The organism is Herbaspirillum sp. GCM10030257 (assembly GCF_042666555.1).
In the GTDB taxonomy this organism is placed as follows: domain Bacteria; phylum Pseudomonadota; class Gammaproteobacteria; order Burkholderiales; family Burkholderiaceae_D; genus Noviherbaspirillum.
Window position 1 is genome coordinate 453,009 of the sequence record NZ_JBHTDH010000003.1, and the last position, 15,903, is coordinate 468,911.

Here is a 15,903-nt window from a genome sequence, read left to right on the forward strand (position 1 = left end):
CTTTATGAATATGACAGCCAAATCCTTGCGACGCCGTACATTGCTGCCTCAACCCGGGAAGCCGTGCGTGTAAGTGTTTGCTGCTCACTAAGCCACAGGCCTGCCCTGTGGCTTTTTTTTTGATCCCGATTTTTGACCCTCATCGACTTTACATCGACTTTCTTCAGGAGCCCCGAGATGGAATTCAGCCAGTACGACGTCAACGCCCTCATGCAAATCACCAGCAGGCCATCACTCGTGTTTACGCAAGGCCAAGGTATGTGGCTGACGGACAATAACGGCAAGCGCTATCTCGATTACCTGCAAGGCTGGGCAGTGAATTGCCTTGGCCATTCGCCGCAGTGCATTGTCGACGCCATTACGTCACAGGCAGGAAAACTTCTCAATCCCTCCCCTGCTTTTTATAACGAACCTTCCATCGTGCTGGCATCCTTGCTGACCGCGAATTCCGTATTTGATCGCGTATTCTTTGCCAACAGCGGTGCGGAGGCAAACGAAGGGGCTATCAAGCTCGCGCGCAAATGGGGCAAGGTCAACAAGAATGCGGCCGGCGAAAGCCGCTATGAAATCATCACTTTCAACCACGGCTTCCATGGCCGTACGCTTGCGACCATGTCAGCCAGCGGCAAGTCCGGCTGGGATACGATGTTCGCGCCCCAGGTCCCTGGTTTCCCAAAAGCTGAATTGAACGACATTGCAAGTGTTGAAAAGCTGATTACCGATAAAAGCGTCGCTGTCATACTGGAGCCGGTGCAAGGCGAAAGCGGCGTGATTCCCGCCACACGCGAATTCATGCAGGCGCTGCGTGCACTGACGAAGAAGCACAACATGCTGTTGATCGTCGATGAAGTACAGGCCGGCATGGGACGGACTGGCGAATTGTTTGCGTATCAGTTGTCGAACATCGAGCCCGATATCATGACCTTGGGCAAAGGCATTGGTGGTGGCGTACCGCTGGCTGCCTTGCTGGCACGCGAGGAAGTCTCGGTGTTTGAACCGGGTGAGCAAGGTGGTACCTACAATGGCAATCCGGTCATGACTGCAGTCGGCATTGCCGTGCTCAACGAGTTGCTCAAGCCCGGTTTTCTGCAGTCCGTCAAGGACAAGGGTTCATACCTGCGCGGCGAACTGCTGAAGCTGAGCGAAAAGCATGGGCTGGATGGCGAGCGCGGCGAAGGTTTGCTGCGCGCTCTGAAACTTGGCAAGGATATCGGCCCGCAAATCGTGGAAGCCGCCCGTAACATGGAACCAGTGGGCCTGTTGCTGAATTCGCCGCGTCCCGACCTGTTGCGTTTCATGCCCTCCCTGAACGTGACCAAGGAAGAACTGGACCAGATGGTGTCGATGCTGTCCGACATCCTGATCAAGCTAGGTCATTGATAATCGAAGCGCGGATCGATGTCCGCGCTGGCAGCAAAATAAAAAAGGCGACGTGAAAACACGTCGCCTTTTTGTTGGGTTCATTTAGTCGCGCAATTACTTTTTGCGCATTGGTGGCAAGTCCGTACACACGCCTTCGAAGACTTCCGCAGCCATGCCGATCGATTCGCCCAAGGTCGGGTGTGGGTGAATCGTCTTGCCGATGTCGACCGCGTCGGCGCCCATCTCGATCGCCAAGGCCAGTTCACCGATCATGTCGCCGGCATGCGTGCCGACGATGCCGCCGCCAACGATGCGATGTGTCTCGGCATCGAACAACAGTTTGGTGAACCCTTCATCACGCCCGTTGGCAACAGCGCGTCCACTAGCGGCCCAAGGAAACAAGCCCTTCTCGAGCTTGATGCCCTTGGCTTTTGCTTCGTCTTCGGTAATGCCAACCCATGCCACTTCCGGATCGGTGTAAGCAACGGAAGGAATGACACGCGCATCGAAATGCGACTTCTGTCCTGCGGCTGCTTCCGCAGCCACATGCGCTTCATGCACCGCCTTGTGCGCAAGCATAGGCTGGCCGATGACGTCACCGATCGCAAAGATGTGCGGCACGTTGGTGCGCATCTGTGAATCGACGTTGATGAATCCCCTGTCGGTCACGGCGACGCCCGCCTTGTCGGCGGCGATCTTCTTGCCATTCGGGCTGCGGCCAACCGCAACCAGGACCATGTCATAGAGTTGCGGCTCGGGAGCCGTCGCTGACGGGTCCGCGCTCTCGAAGATGACCTTGATCCCCTCCTTCAGGGCTTCGACACCGACCGTTTTGGTCTTGGTCATGATCTTGTCGAAACGCTTTTCATTGAACTTCTGCCAGACCTTGACCATGTCGCGGTCCGCGCCCTGCATCAGTCCATCCATCATTTCAACCACGTCGATACGGGCACCGAGCGTCGAATAGACGGTCGCCATTTCCAGGCCGATAATGCCGCCGCCGATCACCAGCATCTTCTTCGGAACCTCGCGCAATTCCAGGGCGCCGGTAGAGTCGACGATGCGCGGGTCTTGCGGAACGAAAGGCAGGTTTACAACAGAGGAGCCCGCGGCAATGATGGCTTGCTTGAATTGCACGGTCTTCTTGCTGCCATCCGTCGCAGTGACTTCAAGATGGTTGGCGCCGACGAACTGGCCTACACCCTGTACTACATTTACCTTGCGCGCCTTTGCCATTCCGGCAAGGCCGCCGGTCATTTTCTTGACTACCTTGTCCTTGTACTCGCGCAGCTTGTCGATGTCGATCTGCGGCTTGCCGAAAGTCACGCCATGCGCTGCCATGGAAGCCGTTTCATCGATTACCGCTGCCACGTGCAGCAAGGCTTTGGAAGGAATGCAGCCGACATTGAGGCAGACACCGCCAAGGGTCGCATAGCGCTCGACCAGTACCGTATTCATACCGAGATCGGCCGCGCGGAAGGCGGCGGAATAACCGCCTGGACCGGCACCCAGCACCAGCATGTCGCATTGGATGTCTGCCGAGCCGCTGAAGCTTGCAGCAGTCGGCGTCGGTGCGGGAGTAGTTGGCGCAGGCGCCGCACCGGCAGGTGCTGATGCGCCATAGCTGGCGGGTGCTTGCGCCGAGTCAGCCACGGCCGCATCGGAGGATTCGAGCAGCAACAGCAATGAGCCTTCCGACACCTTGTCGCCAACCTTGACCTTCAAGTCCTTGACCACACCGGCATGGCTCGATGGAATTTCCATGCTGGCCTTGTCGGATTCAACCGTGATCAGCGACTGGTCGACCTTGATGGTGTCGCCGGCCTTGACCAGCAACTCGATGACTTCCACTTCCTTGAAGTCGCCGATATCGGGGACCTTTACTTCGATCATGCTCATAGCTTTAGCTCCGTTCTCCTCCGCCCTCGTTGGGGAAGGGACTTATTATTAATCTCTCATCGGGATGCTGTAGATCCGGAATGGTCCCGATGTGCTCTTGTCGAACTCCGCGCCGGCATGCACGCCGATCTCGGCAATTTCTCGCGCGCTTGTTGCCTTGTCGTACGCCGCATACATGGCGCCTAATGCAAAATTGCGCCCGCTGCCAATACCCCAGAAACGATCGAAGCTGAATACCTCCCGATACGAATAGACGCCGAAGATGCCGTTCGGATTGGCGATCAGCGCGGTGATCTGCGAAGACTCGTAGGGGTCGTCCTCGTCTTCCTTCGTGTTCAGGAAATACTTTTCCTTCAAAATTTCATGCACCCGCGAGAATGTCTCGAAAACTTCGTCGCGGTTGCCCAGCTTGCATTCTTCGCCCATGCCGGTGAGCAGTTTGCGCATCACCGGAAAGTGCGCCGCCGTACCGGCCAGCGTGACGTAGGAATCCCCTACCGGAAAAATCTTTTCGTTGACTTCGTATGCATGGGACAACCGGGTATCGCCGAACGTTACAAGTGAATCGGATGCAATGGCGATTTGATTGTTCTTCTTGACGACGACGCAAGTGGTCATTGGGACTCTCCGTAAGCAAGGTTTGAAGCGCCAGGTCTTCAGTGAAAAGAGAGCGATTTTCTCACTTTCCGCTGTGACCGGCGCCCGGTACCTCAACTATTGGATTACAGCAATGTCTTGCGCATGTCGCCCAGCACTTCCGCGAGATACGCCGCAAACCGCGCACCCATCGCACCGTCGATCACACGATGGTCGTAGGACAGCGACAGCGGCAGCATCAGGCGCGGGGCAAATTGCTTGCCGTCCCACACCGGCTTGATCCCCGACTTGGATAAGCCAAGGATCGCCACTTCAGGCGCGTTGATAATCGGCGTGAATGCCGTACCGCCGATACCGCCAAGCGAGGAAATGGTGAAGGTCGCGCCTTGCATGTCGGCCGGCTTGAGCTTGCCCTCGCGCGCTTGCGCGGACAAGTCGCCCATTTCCTGCGCGATCTGCGAGATGCTCTTGGCGTCGGCATTCTTGATCACCGGGACCACCAGGCCGTTCGGTGTATCCGCCGCAAAGCCGATGTTGTAGAACTTCTTGAGGATCAGGTTCTCGCCCTTCTCGTCCAAGGAGGAATTAAAGGCCGGGAATTTCTTCAGTGCCGAGACGCTGGCCTTGATGACGAATGCCAGCATGGTGAGCTTGACGCCGGACTTGGCCATCGCCGCGTTGGAATCCTTCCGGAATTCTTCGAGGTCAGTGACATCGGCCTCTTCGAATTGCGTAACGTGCGGGATCATCACCCAGTTGCGATGCAAGTTGGGGCCACTGATCTTCTTGATTCGGGACAGCGGCTGCAATTCGGTTTCACCGAATTTGGAGAAATCGAGCGATGGCCATGCCAGCACCTGGAGTCCGCCACCGCCGCCTTTCGCAGCGGATGCCGCCGGTGCCGCAGCGGCGCCGGACATGACGGACTTGACGAAGCCTTGTATGTCTACCTGCAGGATGCGTCCCTTCGGGCCGCTTCCCTTCACGCGGCCGAGATCGACACCGAGTTCGCGGGCAAATTTTCGGATGGAAGGCGATGCGTGGGCCTTGCTGCCATTTCCTTGCACCGGTTCGAGTGCGGCGGTCGGCGCGGGCCGGGATTCCGGCGCGGAAGCCGGTGCACTGGCGGAAGCCTGTGCAATAGCGGTGGCCTGGGTCGCGGGGGCAGGTGCAGCAGCCTGCGCAGGCGCACCGCCTTCGGCAGCCAAGGTCAGAATCAACGCTCCCTTAGACACCTTATCACCGACCTTGACCTTCAATTCCTTGACCACGCCTGCATGGCTTGAGGGAATCTCCATGCTGGCCTTGTCCGATTCGACGGTCAACAGCGACTGGTCTACCTTCACGGTATCGCCTGGCTTGACCATCAGTTCAATGACTTCAACGTCCTTGAAGTCGCCAATGTCGGGTACCTGTACTTCAACGGTCGATCCGCTTGCGGCGGTTGCGGGCGCTGCGGCTGCTGGCGCAGGGGCTGCTGCAGGAGACGGTGCTGGCGCGGCTGCTGCAGCAGGTGCCGGCGTAGTGGCGGCGGCGCCGGCAGCTTCGTCCAGCACTAGCAATACACTGCCCTCGGAGACCTTGTCACCTACCTTGACCTTAACTTCCCTGACCACACCCGCATGGCTAGACGGGATTTCCATGCTGGCTTTGTCGGATTCGACCGTGATCAGTGACTGGTCGACAGTGACGGTATCACCCGGCTTGACGAGCAGCTCAATAATTTCCACTTCCTTGAAATCGCCAATGTCCGGGACTTTGACCGTTGTACTCATAGCGTTTGCTCCGTTCTCACCCTCCCCGGGCACAGGGCTGGGGAGACGGTTTCCATTCGCGCTGGAAAGCCATCCCGACCCAACCCTCTCCCAGCCGGGAGGGAGTTGTTAGTTTTGTTAATTGAGAGTTACAGCGTTACCGGATTCGGCTTGTTCGGATTGATGCCGTATTTCGCGATTGCTTCCGCAACGACAGCCGGCTTGATGGCTCCATCTTCCGCCAATGCCTTCAATGCGGCAACCGTCACGTAATAACGATTGACTTCAAAGAACTCGCGCAGTTTCGCGCGGCTGTCGGAGCGTCCGAAACCATCGGTTCCCAGCACCTTGTAGTTGCGTCCCTTCGGCATGTACGCACGGATCTGCTCTGCAAATGTCCGCATGTAGTCGGTCGATGCAATGATCGGGCCGGTGGTGCCTTGCAGCAGTTTTGCAACATGGCACAGGCGCGGCTCTTCGGTCGGGTGCAACAGGTTCCAGCGATCTGCATCCTGGCCGTCACGTGCCAGCAGCGTAAATGAAGGTGCTGACCAGATATCGGATTCGATGCCCCAATCATTCCTGAGCAGATCGGCAGCGGCCATCACTTCACGCAGGATGGTGCCGGAACCCATCAGCTGCACGCGCTGCTTGCCGCCCTTGTCGCCTTCCTGCAGCAGATACATGCCCTTGAGCAGGTCTTGCTCGGTACCTGGACGCAAACCCGGATGCGGGTAGTTCTCGTTCATCAAAGTGATGTAGTAGAACACGTCTTCCTGTTTTTCGACCATGCGCTTCAAGCCGTCATGCATGATCACCGCCACTTCATGCGCAAAGGTCGGATCGTAGGGGATGCAATTCGGAATGGTCGAGGCCAGGACATGGCTGTGACCGTCCTCATGCTGCAAGCCTTCGCCATTGAGCGTGGTGCGTCCCGCGGTACCGCCTAGCAGGAAGCCGCGCGCACGCATGTCGCCCGCCGCCCACGCCAGATCGCCGACACGCTGCAACCCGAACATCGAGTAGAAGATATAGAACGGAATCATGACGCGATTGTTGGTCGAGTACGAGGTCGCCGCAGCGATCCAGGAACTCATCGCACCGGCTTCGTTGATGCCTTCCTGCAGGATCTGACCGGCCTTGTCCTCTCGGTAGTACATCACCTGGTCCTTGTCGACCGGCTCGTACAACTGACCTTGCTGGTTGAAGATACCAATCTGACGGAACAAACCTTCCATGCCAAAGGTACGTGCTTCGTCGACCAGGATCGGCACTACCCGTTTGCCAAGGTTGGGATCGCGCAGCAGTGTTGTGATGATGCGGACGTAAGCCTGCGTCGTGGATATCTCACGGCCTTCCGCAGTGGGGTCAAGCACTGCCTGGAATGCGGAAAGCTCTGGAACTGGCAGCGTCTCGTCAGCCTGCTTGCGCCGCTGCGGCAGGTAACCGCCGAGCGCCTTGCGGCGCTCGTGCAGGTACTTCATTTCGGGTGAATCGTCGGACGGCTTGAAGAACGGCACTTCGGCCAGTTTGTCGTCCGGAATCGGAATATTGAAGCGGTCGCGCATTTCGCGCACGGCCTGGTCGTCGAGCTTCTTGGTCTGGTGGGCGGTGTTGCGTGCCTCGCCGGACTTGCCCATACCGAAGCCCTTGATGGTCTTGACCAGCAACACAGTCGGCTGGCCCTTGTGTTCCTGCGCCTGCTTGAAAGCCGCGTAGATCTTGTGCGGATCATGCCCGCCGCGGTTGAGGCGCCAGATATCGTCGTCGGACATCTTGGACACCATTTCGAGCAGCTTCGGATGCTTGCCAAAGAAGTGTTTGCGCACGTAAGCGCCATCCTTGGCCTTGTAGTTCTGGTACTCGCCATCGACGGTTTCCATCATCACGCGCTGCAGGATGCCTTCCTTGTCGCGCGCTAGCAGCTCATCCCAATAGCTGCCCCAGATCACCTTGATGACGTTCCAGCCGGCACCACGGAAATCAGCTTCCAGTTCCTGGATGATTTTGCCGTTGCCGCGCACCGGCCCGTCGAGTCGCTGCAGGTTGCAATTGACGACGATCACGAGATTGTCGAGGTGTTCACGACCGGCCACACCGATCGCACCCATCGATTCCGGTTCATCCATTTCGCCGTCACCGCAGAATGCCCATACCTTGCGATTGTCGGTCTTGGCGATGTCGCGTGCATGCAGGTATTTGAGGAAGCGGGCCTGGTAGATCGCCATCAACGGGCCAAGGCCCATCGATACCGTGGGGAACTGCCAGTAGTCCGGCATCAGTTTTGGATGCGGATAGGAAGAAAGGCCCTTGCCGTCCACTTCGCGGCGGAAGTTCAGCAGTTGCTCTTCAGTCAGACGGCCTTCGAGGAAGGAGCGCGCATAGATACCAGGCGAGGAGTGTCCTTGGATATAGAGCAAGTCGCCGCCGTGATCTTCAGTCGGCGCATGCCAGAAATGGTTGAAGCCGATACCGAGCATGTTGGCCAGCGAAGCAAAGCTGGAAATGTGGCCGCCGAGATCGCCATCGGCACGGTTGGTTTTGACCACCATCGCCATCGCATTCCAGCGCATCCACGAACGCAGGCGCTCCTCGTATTCCAGATTGCCGGGGCAGTGTTCGCCAAGGTGGGCGGGGATGGTATTGACGTAAGCGGTATTGCTTGAAAACGGGATATGCGCACCGCGGCGGCGGGCCAGATCAACCATGCGCTCCATCAGGTAATGCGCGCGCTCGGGGCCTTCGGTTTCAATCACGGCTTCGAGCGCATCGAGCCATTCCTGTGTTTCCATGACATCGGGATCGTTGGCGGCTTGTGCCAACACTTGGTCGAGCTGGGCGGACATGTTGTGTCTCCTGGGTTATGGGCCTTACCGACCACTGTAGTGACCGGGCTTTTTTGACAAGAAATAGCTTGAATGGTGCGCAATGAAAAGATTCTAACAGCACTTTTTCAACTTTTCAAATTACGATATTGTTTTTTATAATGTGAAATTTACTGCGGCACTGCAGCATTTTTAATGCGCCTGGCGGATGTCTTGCAAGGCTGCCGTCTTATAATTCTGTTTTCACTGCACTCACCTTTCCTCGACACGCCATGACCGCACAGCTCATCAACGGTAACCTGCTCTCCCAACAACTCCGCGCCGATGTCGCCACACGCGCCGCAGCCCTCACAGCGAAAGGCAGACAACCCGGACTGGCCGTCGTGCTCGTCGGCGACAATCCGGCGTCCCAGGTTTATGTGCGCAACAAGGTCAAAGCATGCGAGGACAACGGCATTTACTCGGTCATGGAAAAGTACGATGCCGAACTGACCGAAGAGGCGCTGCTGGCGCGTGTCGACGCCTTGAACAAGGACCCCAAAATTCATGGCATCCTGGTGCAACTTCCCTTGCCTGCACACATCAATGCTCATAAGGTGATCGAAGCGATCGCACCGGAGAAAGATGTCGACGGATTCCATATCAGCAATGCGGGCCTGCTGATGACCGGCCAGCCGCTGTTCCGTCCTTGCACGCCGTACGGCGTCATGAAAATGCTGGAATCGATCGACTATCCGGTGCGCGGCGCCAATGCCGTCGTGGTTGGCGCATCCAATATTGTCGGCAAACCGCAGGCGATGTTGCTCTTGCAAGCCGGCGCAACGGTCACCATCTGTAACTCGAAGACCCGGGACCTCGGCTACCACACCAGGAACGCCGATATCCTCGTGGTTGCCACCGGCAAACGTAATATCGTGACCGCCGACATGATCAAGCCTGGTGCGGTCGTGATCGATGTCGGCATGAATCGTGACGACGCAGGCAAGCTCTGCGGCGACGTCGATTTTGCCAACGCCAAGGAAGTGGCCGGATACATCACTCCGGTCCCCGGCGGCGTCGGACCGATGACTATTACGATGCTGCTTGTCAACACTATTGAAGCCGCAGAAAGAACCTGACCGAATGACTAGCGCCCTGAATCCCCTGCTCGACTTTTCCGACCTCCCGCGTTTCGACGCTGTAAAACCTGAACACGTCGCTCCCGCGATCGCTGCGCTGCTCGACGAAGCGCGCACCGTGGTCAAGCGGCTCGAAGCACCGATGGATAAGGTGAGCTGGGAGAACTTTGTCGAACCGCTCGAGAACGCCACCGAAAAACTCGGCCGTGCATGGGGTGTCGTCAGCCACCTGAACTCGGTGGTCGATACACCGGAACTGCGCGCGGCGTACAACGAAAACCAGCCGAAGGTTACCGAGTTCTGGACCGAGCTTGGACAAAACCTCGCGCTATTCGACAAGTACAAGGCACTCAAGGAAAGTCCCGACTACATCAGCCTGTCGGGAGCCCGCAAGAAGATCATCGAAAACGCGCTACGCGATTTCCGCCTCGGTGGCGCCGAACTTCCCGACGACAAGAAGGCGCGCTATGCGCAGATTCAGGAAAAGCATGCCGCCCTGGCGACAAAGTTTTCTGAAAATGTCCTCGACGCCACCAACGACTACGCGCTGTTTGTCGACAACGAAGCTGACCTGGCCGGCCTGCCGGAAGACGCGAAACATGCTGCCCGCGCCGCCGCTGAACGGGATGGCAAGCCTGGCTATAAATTTACGCTGCACTTCCCCTCTTATTTTCCGATCCTCCAGTACGCGGACAAGCGCGAACTGCGCGAAACAATTTACCGTGCCAACGTGACCAAGGCTTCGGAACTCGGCGCAAAACCGGAATGGGACAACACGCAAAACATTGCGGAACTGCTGAAGCTGCGCGATGAAGAAGCCAAGCTGCTCGGCTTCAATAACTTCGCTGAAGTGTCCCTGGTTCCGAAGATGGCCGAAACCCCGCAACAGGTGATCGGATTCCTGGAAGACCTTGCAAAGCGTGCAAAACCGTTCGCCGAAAACGATCTCGCAGAACTGCGTGCATTCGCGCAAAAGGAACTAGGCATCGCAAAGCTGGAAGCATGGGACGTCACCTATGCATCCGAAAAGCTGCGCGAACAGCGCTACGCCTTTTCGGAACAGGAAGTGAAGCAATATTTCCAGGAGCCGAAGGTGATCGAAGGCCTGTTTCGCGTCATCCAGAGCCTGTTTTCAGTCGAGGTCAAACCGGATACCGCGACGACCTGGCACAAGGATGTAAAGTTTTTCCGTATCGAGCGCAATGGCCAGCTGGTCGGGCAGTTCTATCTCGATCTGTATGCCCGCCATGGCAAGCGCGGCGGCGCCTGGATGGATGATGCGCGCGGGCGGCGCCTGATCGGCCCGAAGGTGCAGACGCCGGTCGCTTATCTGACCTGCAATTTCACCGAACCGACCGTGGTGAACGGCAAAGCGAAACCAGCGCTGTTCTCGCACGATGAAGTGATCACACTATTCCATGAATTCGGTCACGGCCTGCATCACATGCTCACGCAGGTGGATGAACTCGGTGTGTCCGGCATTTCCGGCGTCGAATGGGATGCCGTTGAACTGCCTTCACAATTCCTGGAAAACTTTTGCTGGGAATGGGATGTGCTGCAGCACATGACCGCGCATATCGACACCGGCGCTCCGCTGCCACGCGCCCTGTTTGACAAGATGATCGCGGCCAAGAATTTCCAGTCCGGCCTGCAGACGTTGCGCCAGGTAGAGTTTGCGTTGTTCGATATGCATTTGCATTTTGACCACGACCCGCACGGCACCCGCACTGCACAAGAAGTACTCAATGATGTCCGCAACCGTTTTGCGGTAATGATTCCGCCGCCGTTCAATCGCTTCCAGAATTCCTTCAGTCATATCTTTGCGGGCGGCTATTCGGCAGGCTACTATAGCTATAAATGGGCCGAGGTCTTGTCGGCGGATGCCTATAGTGCGTTCGAGGAAGCCGGCGCCGTAGGTGGAAACATCCTTTCCGCGGATACGGGACGCAAATTTATGGAGGAAATCCTCTCCATGGGTGGTGCCCGGTCTGCACTGGAATCATTTAAGGCTTTCCGCGGCCGCGAGCCGAGCATCGACGCGTTGCTACGGCACAACGGCATGACGGCATAAAAAAGAAACAAGGGAGTGAAATGAAACGTCCGCTGCAATGCTGTTCTGTGCTGCTGCTGTGCTTTTGCAGTGCAGCAGCACAAGCACAACTGTACAAATGGGTGGGCCCGGATGGCAAGGTCACCTATAGCGACGTACCGCCACCCAAGACGGCAGCCAAGGTGGAAACCAAGACACTGTCTTCCGGCGACACCCATACCGCCGGCCTGCCCTTCGAGCTGGCCGAAGCGGCGAAGGCCCATCCGGTAACGCTCTACACGACACGCAACTGCGCTGCCTGTGATGACGGCCGCAAACTGCTATCGGAGCGTGGCATTCCCTTCAGGGAAAAGACGGTCAACAGCAATGATGACGTTGCACAGTTCAAGCAGGCTGGCGGTGACGGTCAGCTGCCGATGCTGACAGTTGGGCGGAACAAGCAACTCGGGTTTGAGCCGGGCGCATGGAATGGCGCACTGTCCAATGCAGGATATCCGGAAACCAGCGCACTTCCCAAGAGCTATCGCAATCCACCTCCGCAGGCAGCTGCGCCAACACCGAAAAGCGTTGCTGCAAGTCCGGAAAAAATCGATGCGCAAGGTTCATCGCGACCGTCGGCGACCGATCTGCCGCCGGCAATCGGCAACGCGCCACCCGGCTTCCGGTTCTGACATGGGCTGGGTTTCCATCGCGGGGATGCGCACATGACCCGCATTGATTTTCATAGCAATGTGCCAGACAAGCTGTTGTATGCCTGCCGGCTGGTCCGCAAGGCCCGTACCGCCAACTGCAACATCGTGCTGCGCGTGGACGATCGTTCCCTGCTTTCAAAGTTGGATGAGGCGCTGTGGACCTTTTCGGCGCTGGATTTTCTGCCGCACGTGACCGCCGGCGATCCGCTTGCCGTCAGTACGCCGATTGTCCTGACCGACAGTGATGAGGCTGAACTGCCGCATCATCAAGTGCTGATCAACCTGTCTTCGGGTACGCCAATCCATTTCGCCCGCTTCGAACGCATGTTCGAAATCATTTCCAGTGACGATATCGACAAGGCAGCCGGCAGGGATCGTTACCGGTTTTACCAGCAGCGCGGCTACCCTCTCACTCACTTTGTCGCGGACCCGGCATGAGCAACAATATCCTAGACGCCGGCATACCGGTTCTGACTGAAATTATTCCGGCTCCTGCCACCACTGCACCAGAGGTAACGATGACCGCCGATGTCCCGCCCGAAATACCGGTAACGGAAGCAATCGTTACGCTGGAGCCGCGCACCGAAAGGGTATGGGATGAAGCCGATTGGGAGCGCCTTGAACGGGAAGTCCGTGAACGCGTTCTGGTCCAGGTACTGGAACGGGTCGACTTCGTGCTGGAACAGCGCGTACGCGATAGTCTTGCTGATGTACTCCAGCTTGCGGTCGAACGACTGGCCAACGAAATCAAGGATGGACTGCACCATTCGGTCAAAGACGTTGTCTCACGCGCAGTGACGCAGGAAATCACGAAACTGCAGTCTTTAAAAAAATAAGCTCACCTATTCAATTTTTGGATTTTCAAACACATGCAGGCTTAAGGTGTTTTCAAATAAAAATCCTGCACCCATTCTTGATTACTCAAAATATCGATAACTTTTTACAATTCCGTCATCGCTAAACGGAGATTGTGTGTCATGAAAGTTATCGTACTCGGCTCGGGCATCATCGGTACCACGTCAGCATGGTTCCTCAACAAGGCAGGCCATGAGGTGACTGTCATTGAACGCCAACCCGGCGTTGCACAGGAAACCAGCTTTGCCAATGGCTGCCAGATTTCCGTTTCCCATGCGGAACCGTGGGCCAATCCCTCCGCGCCGCTCAAGATCCTGAAATGGCTGGGCAAGGAAGATGCACCGCTGCTCTATCGTTTCCGTCCTGAATGGCTGCAGTGGAACTGGGGTCTGCACTTCCTGCGCGAATGCACGCCCGGCCGTACTGCTGAAAACATCCGCCAGATCGTCGCTATCTCCGAATACAGCCGCCAGACCCTGCAGGCAGTCCGTGCCGAGACTGGCATTGACTATGACCATCTGACCAGCGGCATCCTGCACTTCTACACCGACAAGAAAGAGTTCGACGATTCGCTGCCGGCCGCCAAACTGATGCGCGATCTTGGATGCCCACGCGATTCAATTGGCGCTGATGAAGTAGTGCGCATCGAGCCTGCGCTGGCAAGCATCCGCGACAAGATTGTCGGTGGTGACTTTACCGCGACCGACGAGTCGGGCGACGTCTTCAAATTCACCACCGGCCTGGCGCAACGTGCCGCCGATGCCGGCGTCAACTTCCGTTTCAATACCACCATCACGCGATTGATTACCGAAGGATCGGGTGGATCGGCCAAAGTTACCGGGGTTGAAGTCATCCATCCGGATGGACGCCACCAAGTGCTGCATGCCGATGCGTTTGTCATGGCGATGGGCAGCTTCTCCGTTCCCTTGCTCAAACCGCTGGGCATTGATCTCATGATTTACCCTGGCAAGGGGTACTCGGCAACCTATGCCGTCACCAATCCGGATGCAGCGCCTACCGTTTCGCTGACCGACGATGGTTACAAACTGGTGGTATCGCGTCTTGGTGACCGACTTCGCGTCGCCGGCACCTGCGAACTCAACGGCTATACCCGCGAACTGAATACCACCCGCTGTGAAGCGATTACGCGCCGCACACGTGAACTGTTTCCGGGCGCCTGCGATTACGACAACCCGGTGTACTGGACCGGCTTGCGTCCGCTGACGCCATCGAACGTGCCTTACATCGGCAAATCGAAGATCAGCAATCTTTTCCTCAATACCGGCCATGGTACGCTGGGTTGGACCATGGGCTGCGGCTCCGGACGCGCGATCGCCGACATCGTGTCGGGTCGCCAGCCGGAAGTGGATTTTGCGTTTACCGGCGTGCCCCGCCGCACACCGGGTCAGTTCACCACCTCAATGCCAGTGCGCGCATAAGACGGCGTCCATATCCACATTGACGGCAACATAAATAAAGCCCCTTGAATTCTGCGGAAACTACCTAGGCAGATTCAGGGGGCTTTTGTCATCCGCGCGCATCATGACGCGTTATGGAAGGACGATGTGGAGTCAACTCAGCACATCGGCTTATACCAAATAGCTGGCTTACTTAGGCACGCGAACCTGTACTTCCGCCTGCTTCTCATCGAAAGCGATGCGGGTTGCAAATTTTGCGCGCTTCATTGGAAAACGCGACTGGAAATGCCGCACATTGCCGGAGCCGGAAATGACACGTCGCACGAACTGGTAATACGCATCCATATCGACCACATGAACGACGAGGAAATAGTCATAGTCGCCCGATACGAAGTAGCACTGCATCACCTCGCTTTCCTTGGCCATGCGCGCCTCGAATTCCTGCATATGCTCATCCGACTGATTGTTCAGGGACACCTCAAGAAAAGCCAGCATGCCGTAGCCCAGCGCGAAGGGATCGACCAAGGCGACGTCGGCGCTGATCACTCCTGCCTCGCGCAGTTCGCGAACGCGCCGGAGGCAGGTCGGTTGAGAGATGTGCACTTTCTCGGCAAGGGTCCGTGTCGGTATCTGATTATCCTTTTGAAGCAGGTTCAGAAGCTTGCGGTCGACCTTGTCGAGTGCATGAAATTTAGGCATATAAAAATTGTCGAAAATTACGAAAAACCGCAGAAAAACTCTTTGCGAACCATTTTTTCTGTTGTACCGTCTGCCTGTTCAGTTTTCTGAATAGACAACAGGCTGCCGCGAGGTGATGCAGGCGTCGCGAATCATCGACTAGGAGACCTCTTCCGATGATTCGAACAACCGCAGCGGACTCGCGGCAACCTGAGAGGTGAGTGTTGCAGTTACCCCGTGTTTTATCAATCCTTAGGAGGATATTTTATGCAGTCCACAACAAAAATGATTCCGTTGGCCGCAGCACTGGCATTTGCATTCGCAGGCACAGCTTCGGCACAGGAACAAGTCGTCAAGATCGGCCACGTCGGCCCGATCTCCGGCGCGATCGCTCACCTGGGTAAGGACAACGAAAACGGCGCCCGCATGGCGATCGACGAACTCAACGCCAAGGGCGTGACCATCGGCGGCAAGAAGGTCAAGTTCGAACTGCTGGCGGAAGACGACGGCGCTGACCCGAAGCAGGGTACGGCTGCAGCACAGAAGCTGGTCGATGCCAAGGTCAACGGCGTGATCGGTCACCTGAACTCCGGCACCACCATCCCGGCATCGAAGATCTATTACGAAGCAGGCATCCCGCAGATCTCCCCGTCCG

13 protein-coding genes are annotated in these 15,903 nt (G+C 57.1%); 8 read left to right on the plus strand and 5 right to left on the minus strand.

Translation table 11 applies throughout. The features are described 5' to 3' along the window. Positions 1-177: 177 nt before the first annotated feature. A complete protein-coding gene (locus ACFQUU_RS06825; protein ID WP_382244522.1) occupies positions 178-1,380 on the plus strand; it encodes an acetylornithine transaminase in 1,203 nt (400 codons plus the stop codon). Between the two features lie 96 nt (positions 1,381-1,476). On the opposite strand, the gene lpdA is transcribed toward ACFQUU_RS06825, so the two are convergent. The 4 genes from lpdA to aceE all read right to left on the minus strand — a co-directional run bounded on the left by lpdA (position 1,477) and on the right by aceE (position 8,458). After that, positions 1,477-3,261 (minus strand): dihydrolipoyl dehydrogenase, encoded by a 1,785-nt coding sequence (gene lpdA / locus ACFQUU_RS06830; RefSeq protein ID WP_382244525.1) that lies wholly within the window; start codon positions 3,259-3,261, stop codon positions 1,477-1,479. Positions 3,262-3,309: 48 nt separating this feature from the next. Then, the gene (locus tag ACFQUU_RS06835) at positions 3,310-3,879 is read right to left on the minus strand and encodes an MFS transporter (RefSeq protein ID WP_382244528.1); all 570 of its coding nucleotides are present in this window, start codon (positions 3,877-3,879) and stop codon (positions 3,310-3,312) included. Between the two features lie 104 nt (positions 3,880-3,983). After that, positions 3,984-5,633, minus strand: a complete 1,650-nt coding sequence (gene aceF / locus ACFQUU_RS06840) for a dihydrolipoyllysine-residue acetyltransferase (RefSeq protein WP_382244531.1) — start codon at positions 5,631-5,633, stop codon at positions 3,984-3,986. Positions 5,634-5,761: 128 nt separating this feature from the next. Continuing rightward, positions 5,762-8,458, minus strand: coding sequence for a pyruvate dehydrogenase (acetyl-transferring), homodimeric type (aceE, locus tag ACFQUU_RS06845; RefSeq protein WP_382244534.1), 2,697 nt, complete (start codon positions 8,456-8,458; stop codon positions 5,762-5,764). A 251-nt stretch (positions 8,459-8,709) separates the two neighbouring features. Here aceE and folD point away from each other — a divergent pair, with 251 nt between their 5' ends. The 6 genes from folD (at position 8,710) to ACFQUU_RS06875 (ending at position 14,591) form a co-directional block, all read left to right on the plus strand. Next, positions 8,710-9,555 (plus strand): bifunctional methylenetetrahydrofolate dehydrogenase/methenyltetrahydrofolate cyclohydrolase FolD, encoded by an 846-nt coding sequence (gene folD / locus ACFQUU_RS06850; RefSeq protein ID WP_382244537.1) that lies wholly within the window; start codon positions 8,710-8,712, stop codon positions 9,553-9,555. A gap of 4 nt (positions 9,556-9,559) precedes the next feature. Continuing rightward, on the plus strand, positions 9,560-11,626 hold the full coding sequence (locus ACFQUU_RS06855) for a M3 family metallopeptidase (protein WP_382244539.1): 2,067 nt from the start codon (positions 9,560-9,562) through the stop codon (positions 11,624-11,626). A gap of 20 nt (positions 11,627-11,646) precedes the next feature. Further along, positions 11,647-12,276, plus strand: a complete 630-nt coding sequence (locus ACFQUU_RS06860; protein ID WP_382244542.1) for a DUF4124 domain-containing protein — start codon at positions 11,647-11,649, stop codon at positions 12,274-12,276. A gap of 33 nt (positions 12,277-12,309) precedes the next feature. Continuing rightward, positions 12,310-12,735 (plus strand): DNA polymerase III subunit chi, encoded by a 426-nt coding sequence (locus ACFQUU_RS06865; protein ID WP_382244545.1) that lies wholly within the window; start codon positions 12,310-12,312, stop codon positions 12,733-12,735. Further along, positions 12,732-13,133 carry a hypothetical protein gene (locus ACFQUU_RS06870; protein WP_382244547.1) on the plus strand — a complete coding sequence of 134 codons (402 nt, stop codon included), beginning with the start codon at positions 12,732-12,734 and terminating at the stop codon, positions 13,131-13,133. The genes ACFQUU_RS06865 and ACFQUU_RS06870 overlap by 4 nt, the downstream gene beginning before the upstream one ends. A 141-nt stretch (positions 13,134-13,274) precedes the next feature. Further along, the gene (locus ACFQUU_RS06875) at positions 13,275-14,591 is read left to right on the plus strand and encodes a D-amino acid dehydrogenase (RefSeq protein WP_382244550.1); all 1,317 of its coding nucleotides are present in this window, start codon (positions 13,275-13,277) and stop codon (positions 14,589-14,591) included. Between the two features lie 168 nt (positions 14,592-14,759). Here the strand turns inward: ACFQUU_RS06875 and ACFQUU_RS06880 are convergent, their stop codons facing one another. Further along, on the minus strand, positions 14,760-15,269 hold the full coding sequence (locus ACFQUU_RS06880; RefSeq protein ID WP_382244553.1) for an Lrp/AsnC family transcriptional regulator: 510 nt from the start codon (positions 15,267-15,269) through the stop codon (positions 14,760-14,762). Positions 15,270-15,515: 246 nt separating this feature from the next. Here ACFQUU_RS06880 and ACFQUU_RS06885 point away from each other — a divergent pair. Then, positions 15,516-15,903 (plus strand): ABC transporter substrate-binding protein (locus ACFQUU_RS06885; RefSeq protein WP_382244556.1); only part of this gene is annotated, 388 nt, incomplete at its 3' end.

Bases quoted from the DNA above. Each gene is read 5' to 3' on its own strand.
- ACFQUU_RS06865 (WP_382244545.1), top strand. From the start codon at position 12,310: ATGACCCGCATTGATTTTCATAGCAATGTGCCAGACAAGCTGTTGTAT.
- aceE (WP_382244534.1), bottom strand. From the start codon at position 8,458: ATGTCCGCCCAGCTCGACCAAGTGTTGGCACAAGCCGCCAACGATCCC.
- ACFQUU_RS06880 (WP_382244553.1), bottom strand. From the start codon at position 15,269: ATGCCTAAATTTCATGCACTCGACAAGGTCGACCGCAAGCTTCTGAAC.
- ACFQUU_RS06855 (WP_382244539.1), top strand. From the start codon at position 9,560: ATGACTAGCGCCCTGAATCCCCTGCTCGACTTTTCCGACCTCCCGCGT.
- lpdA (WP_382244525.1), bottom strand. From the start codon at position 3,261: ATGAGCATGATCGAAGTAAAGGTCCCCGATATCGGCGACTTCAAGGAA.
- folD (WP_382244537.1), top strand. From the start codon at position 8,710: ATGACCGCACAGCTCATCAACGGTAACCTGCTCTCCCAACAACTCCGC.
- ACFQUU_RS06875 (WP_382244550.1), top strand. From the start codon at position 13,275: ATGAAAGTTATCGTACTCGGCTCGGGCATCATCGGTACCACGTCAGCA.
- ACFQUU_RS06870 (WP_382244547.1), top strand. From the start codon at position 12,732: ATGAGCAACAATATCCTAGACGCCGGCATACCGGTTCTGACTGAAATT.
- ACFQUU_RS06860 (WP_382244542.1), top strand. From the start codon at position 11,647: ATGAAACGTCCGCTGCAATGCTGTTCTGTGCTGCTGCTGTGCTTTTGC.
- ACFQUU_RS06825 (WP_382244522.1), top strand. From the start codon at position 178: ATGGAATTCAGCCAGTACGACGTCAACGCCCTCATGCAAATCACCAGC.
- aceF (WP_382244531.1), bottom strand. From the start codon at position 5,633: ATGAGTACAACGGTCAAAGTCCCGGACATTGGCGATTTCAAGGAAGTG.
- ACFQUU_RS06835 (WP_382244528.1), bottom strand. From the start codon at position 3,879: ATGACCACTTGCGTCGTCGTCAAGAAGAACAATCAAATCGCCATTGCA.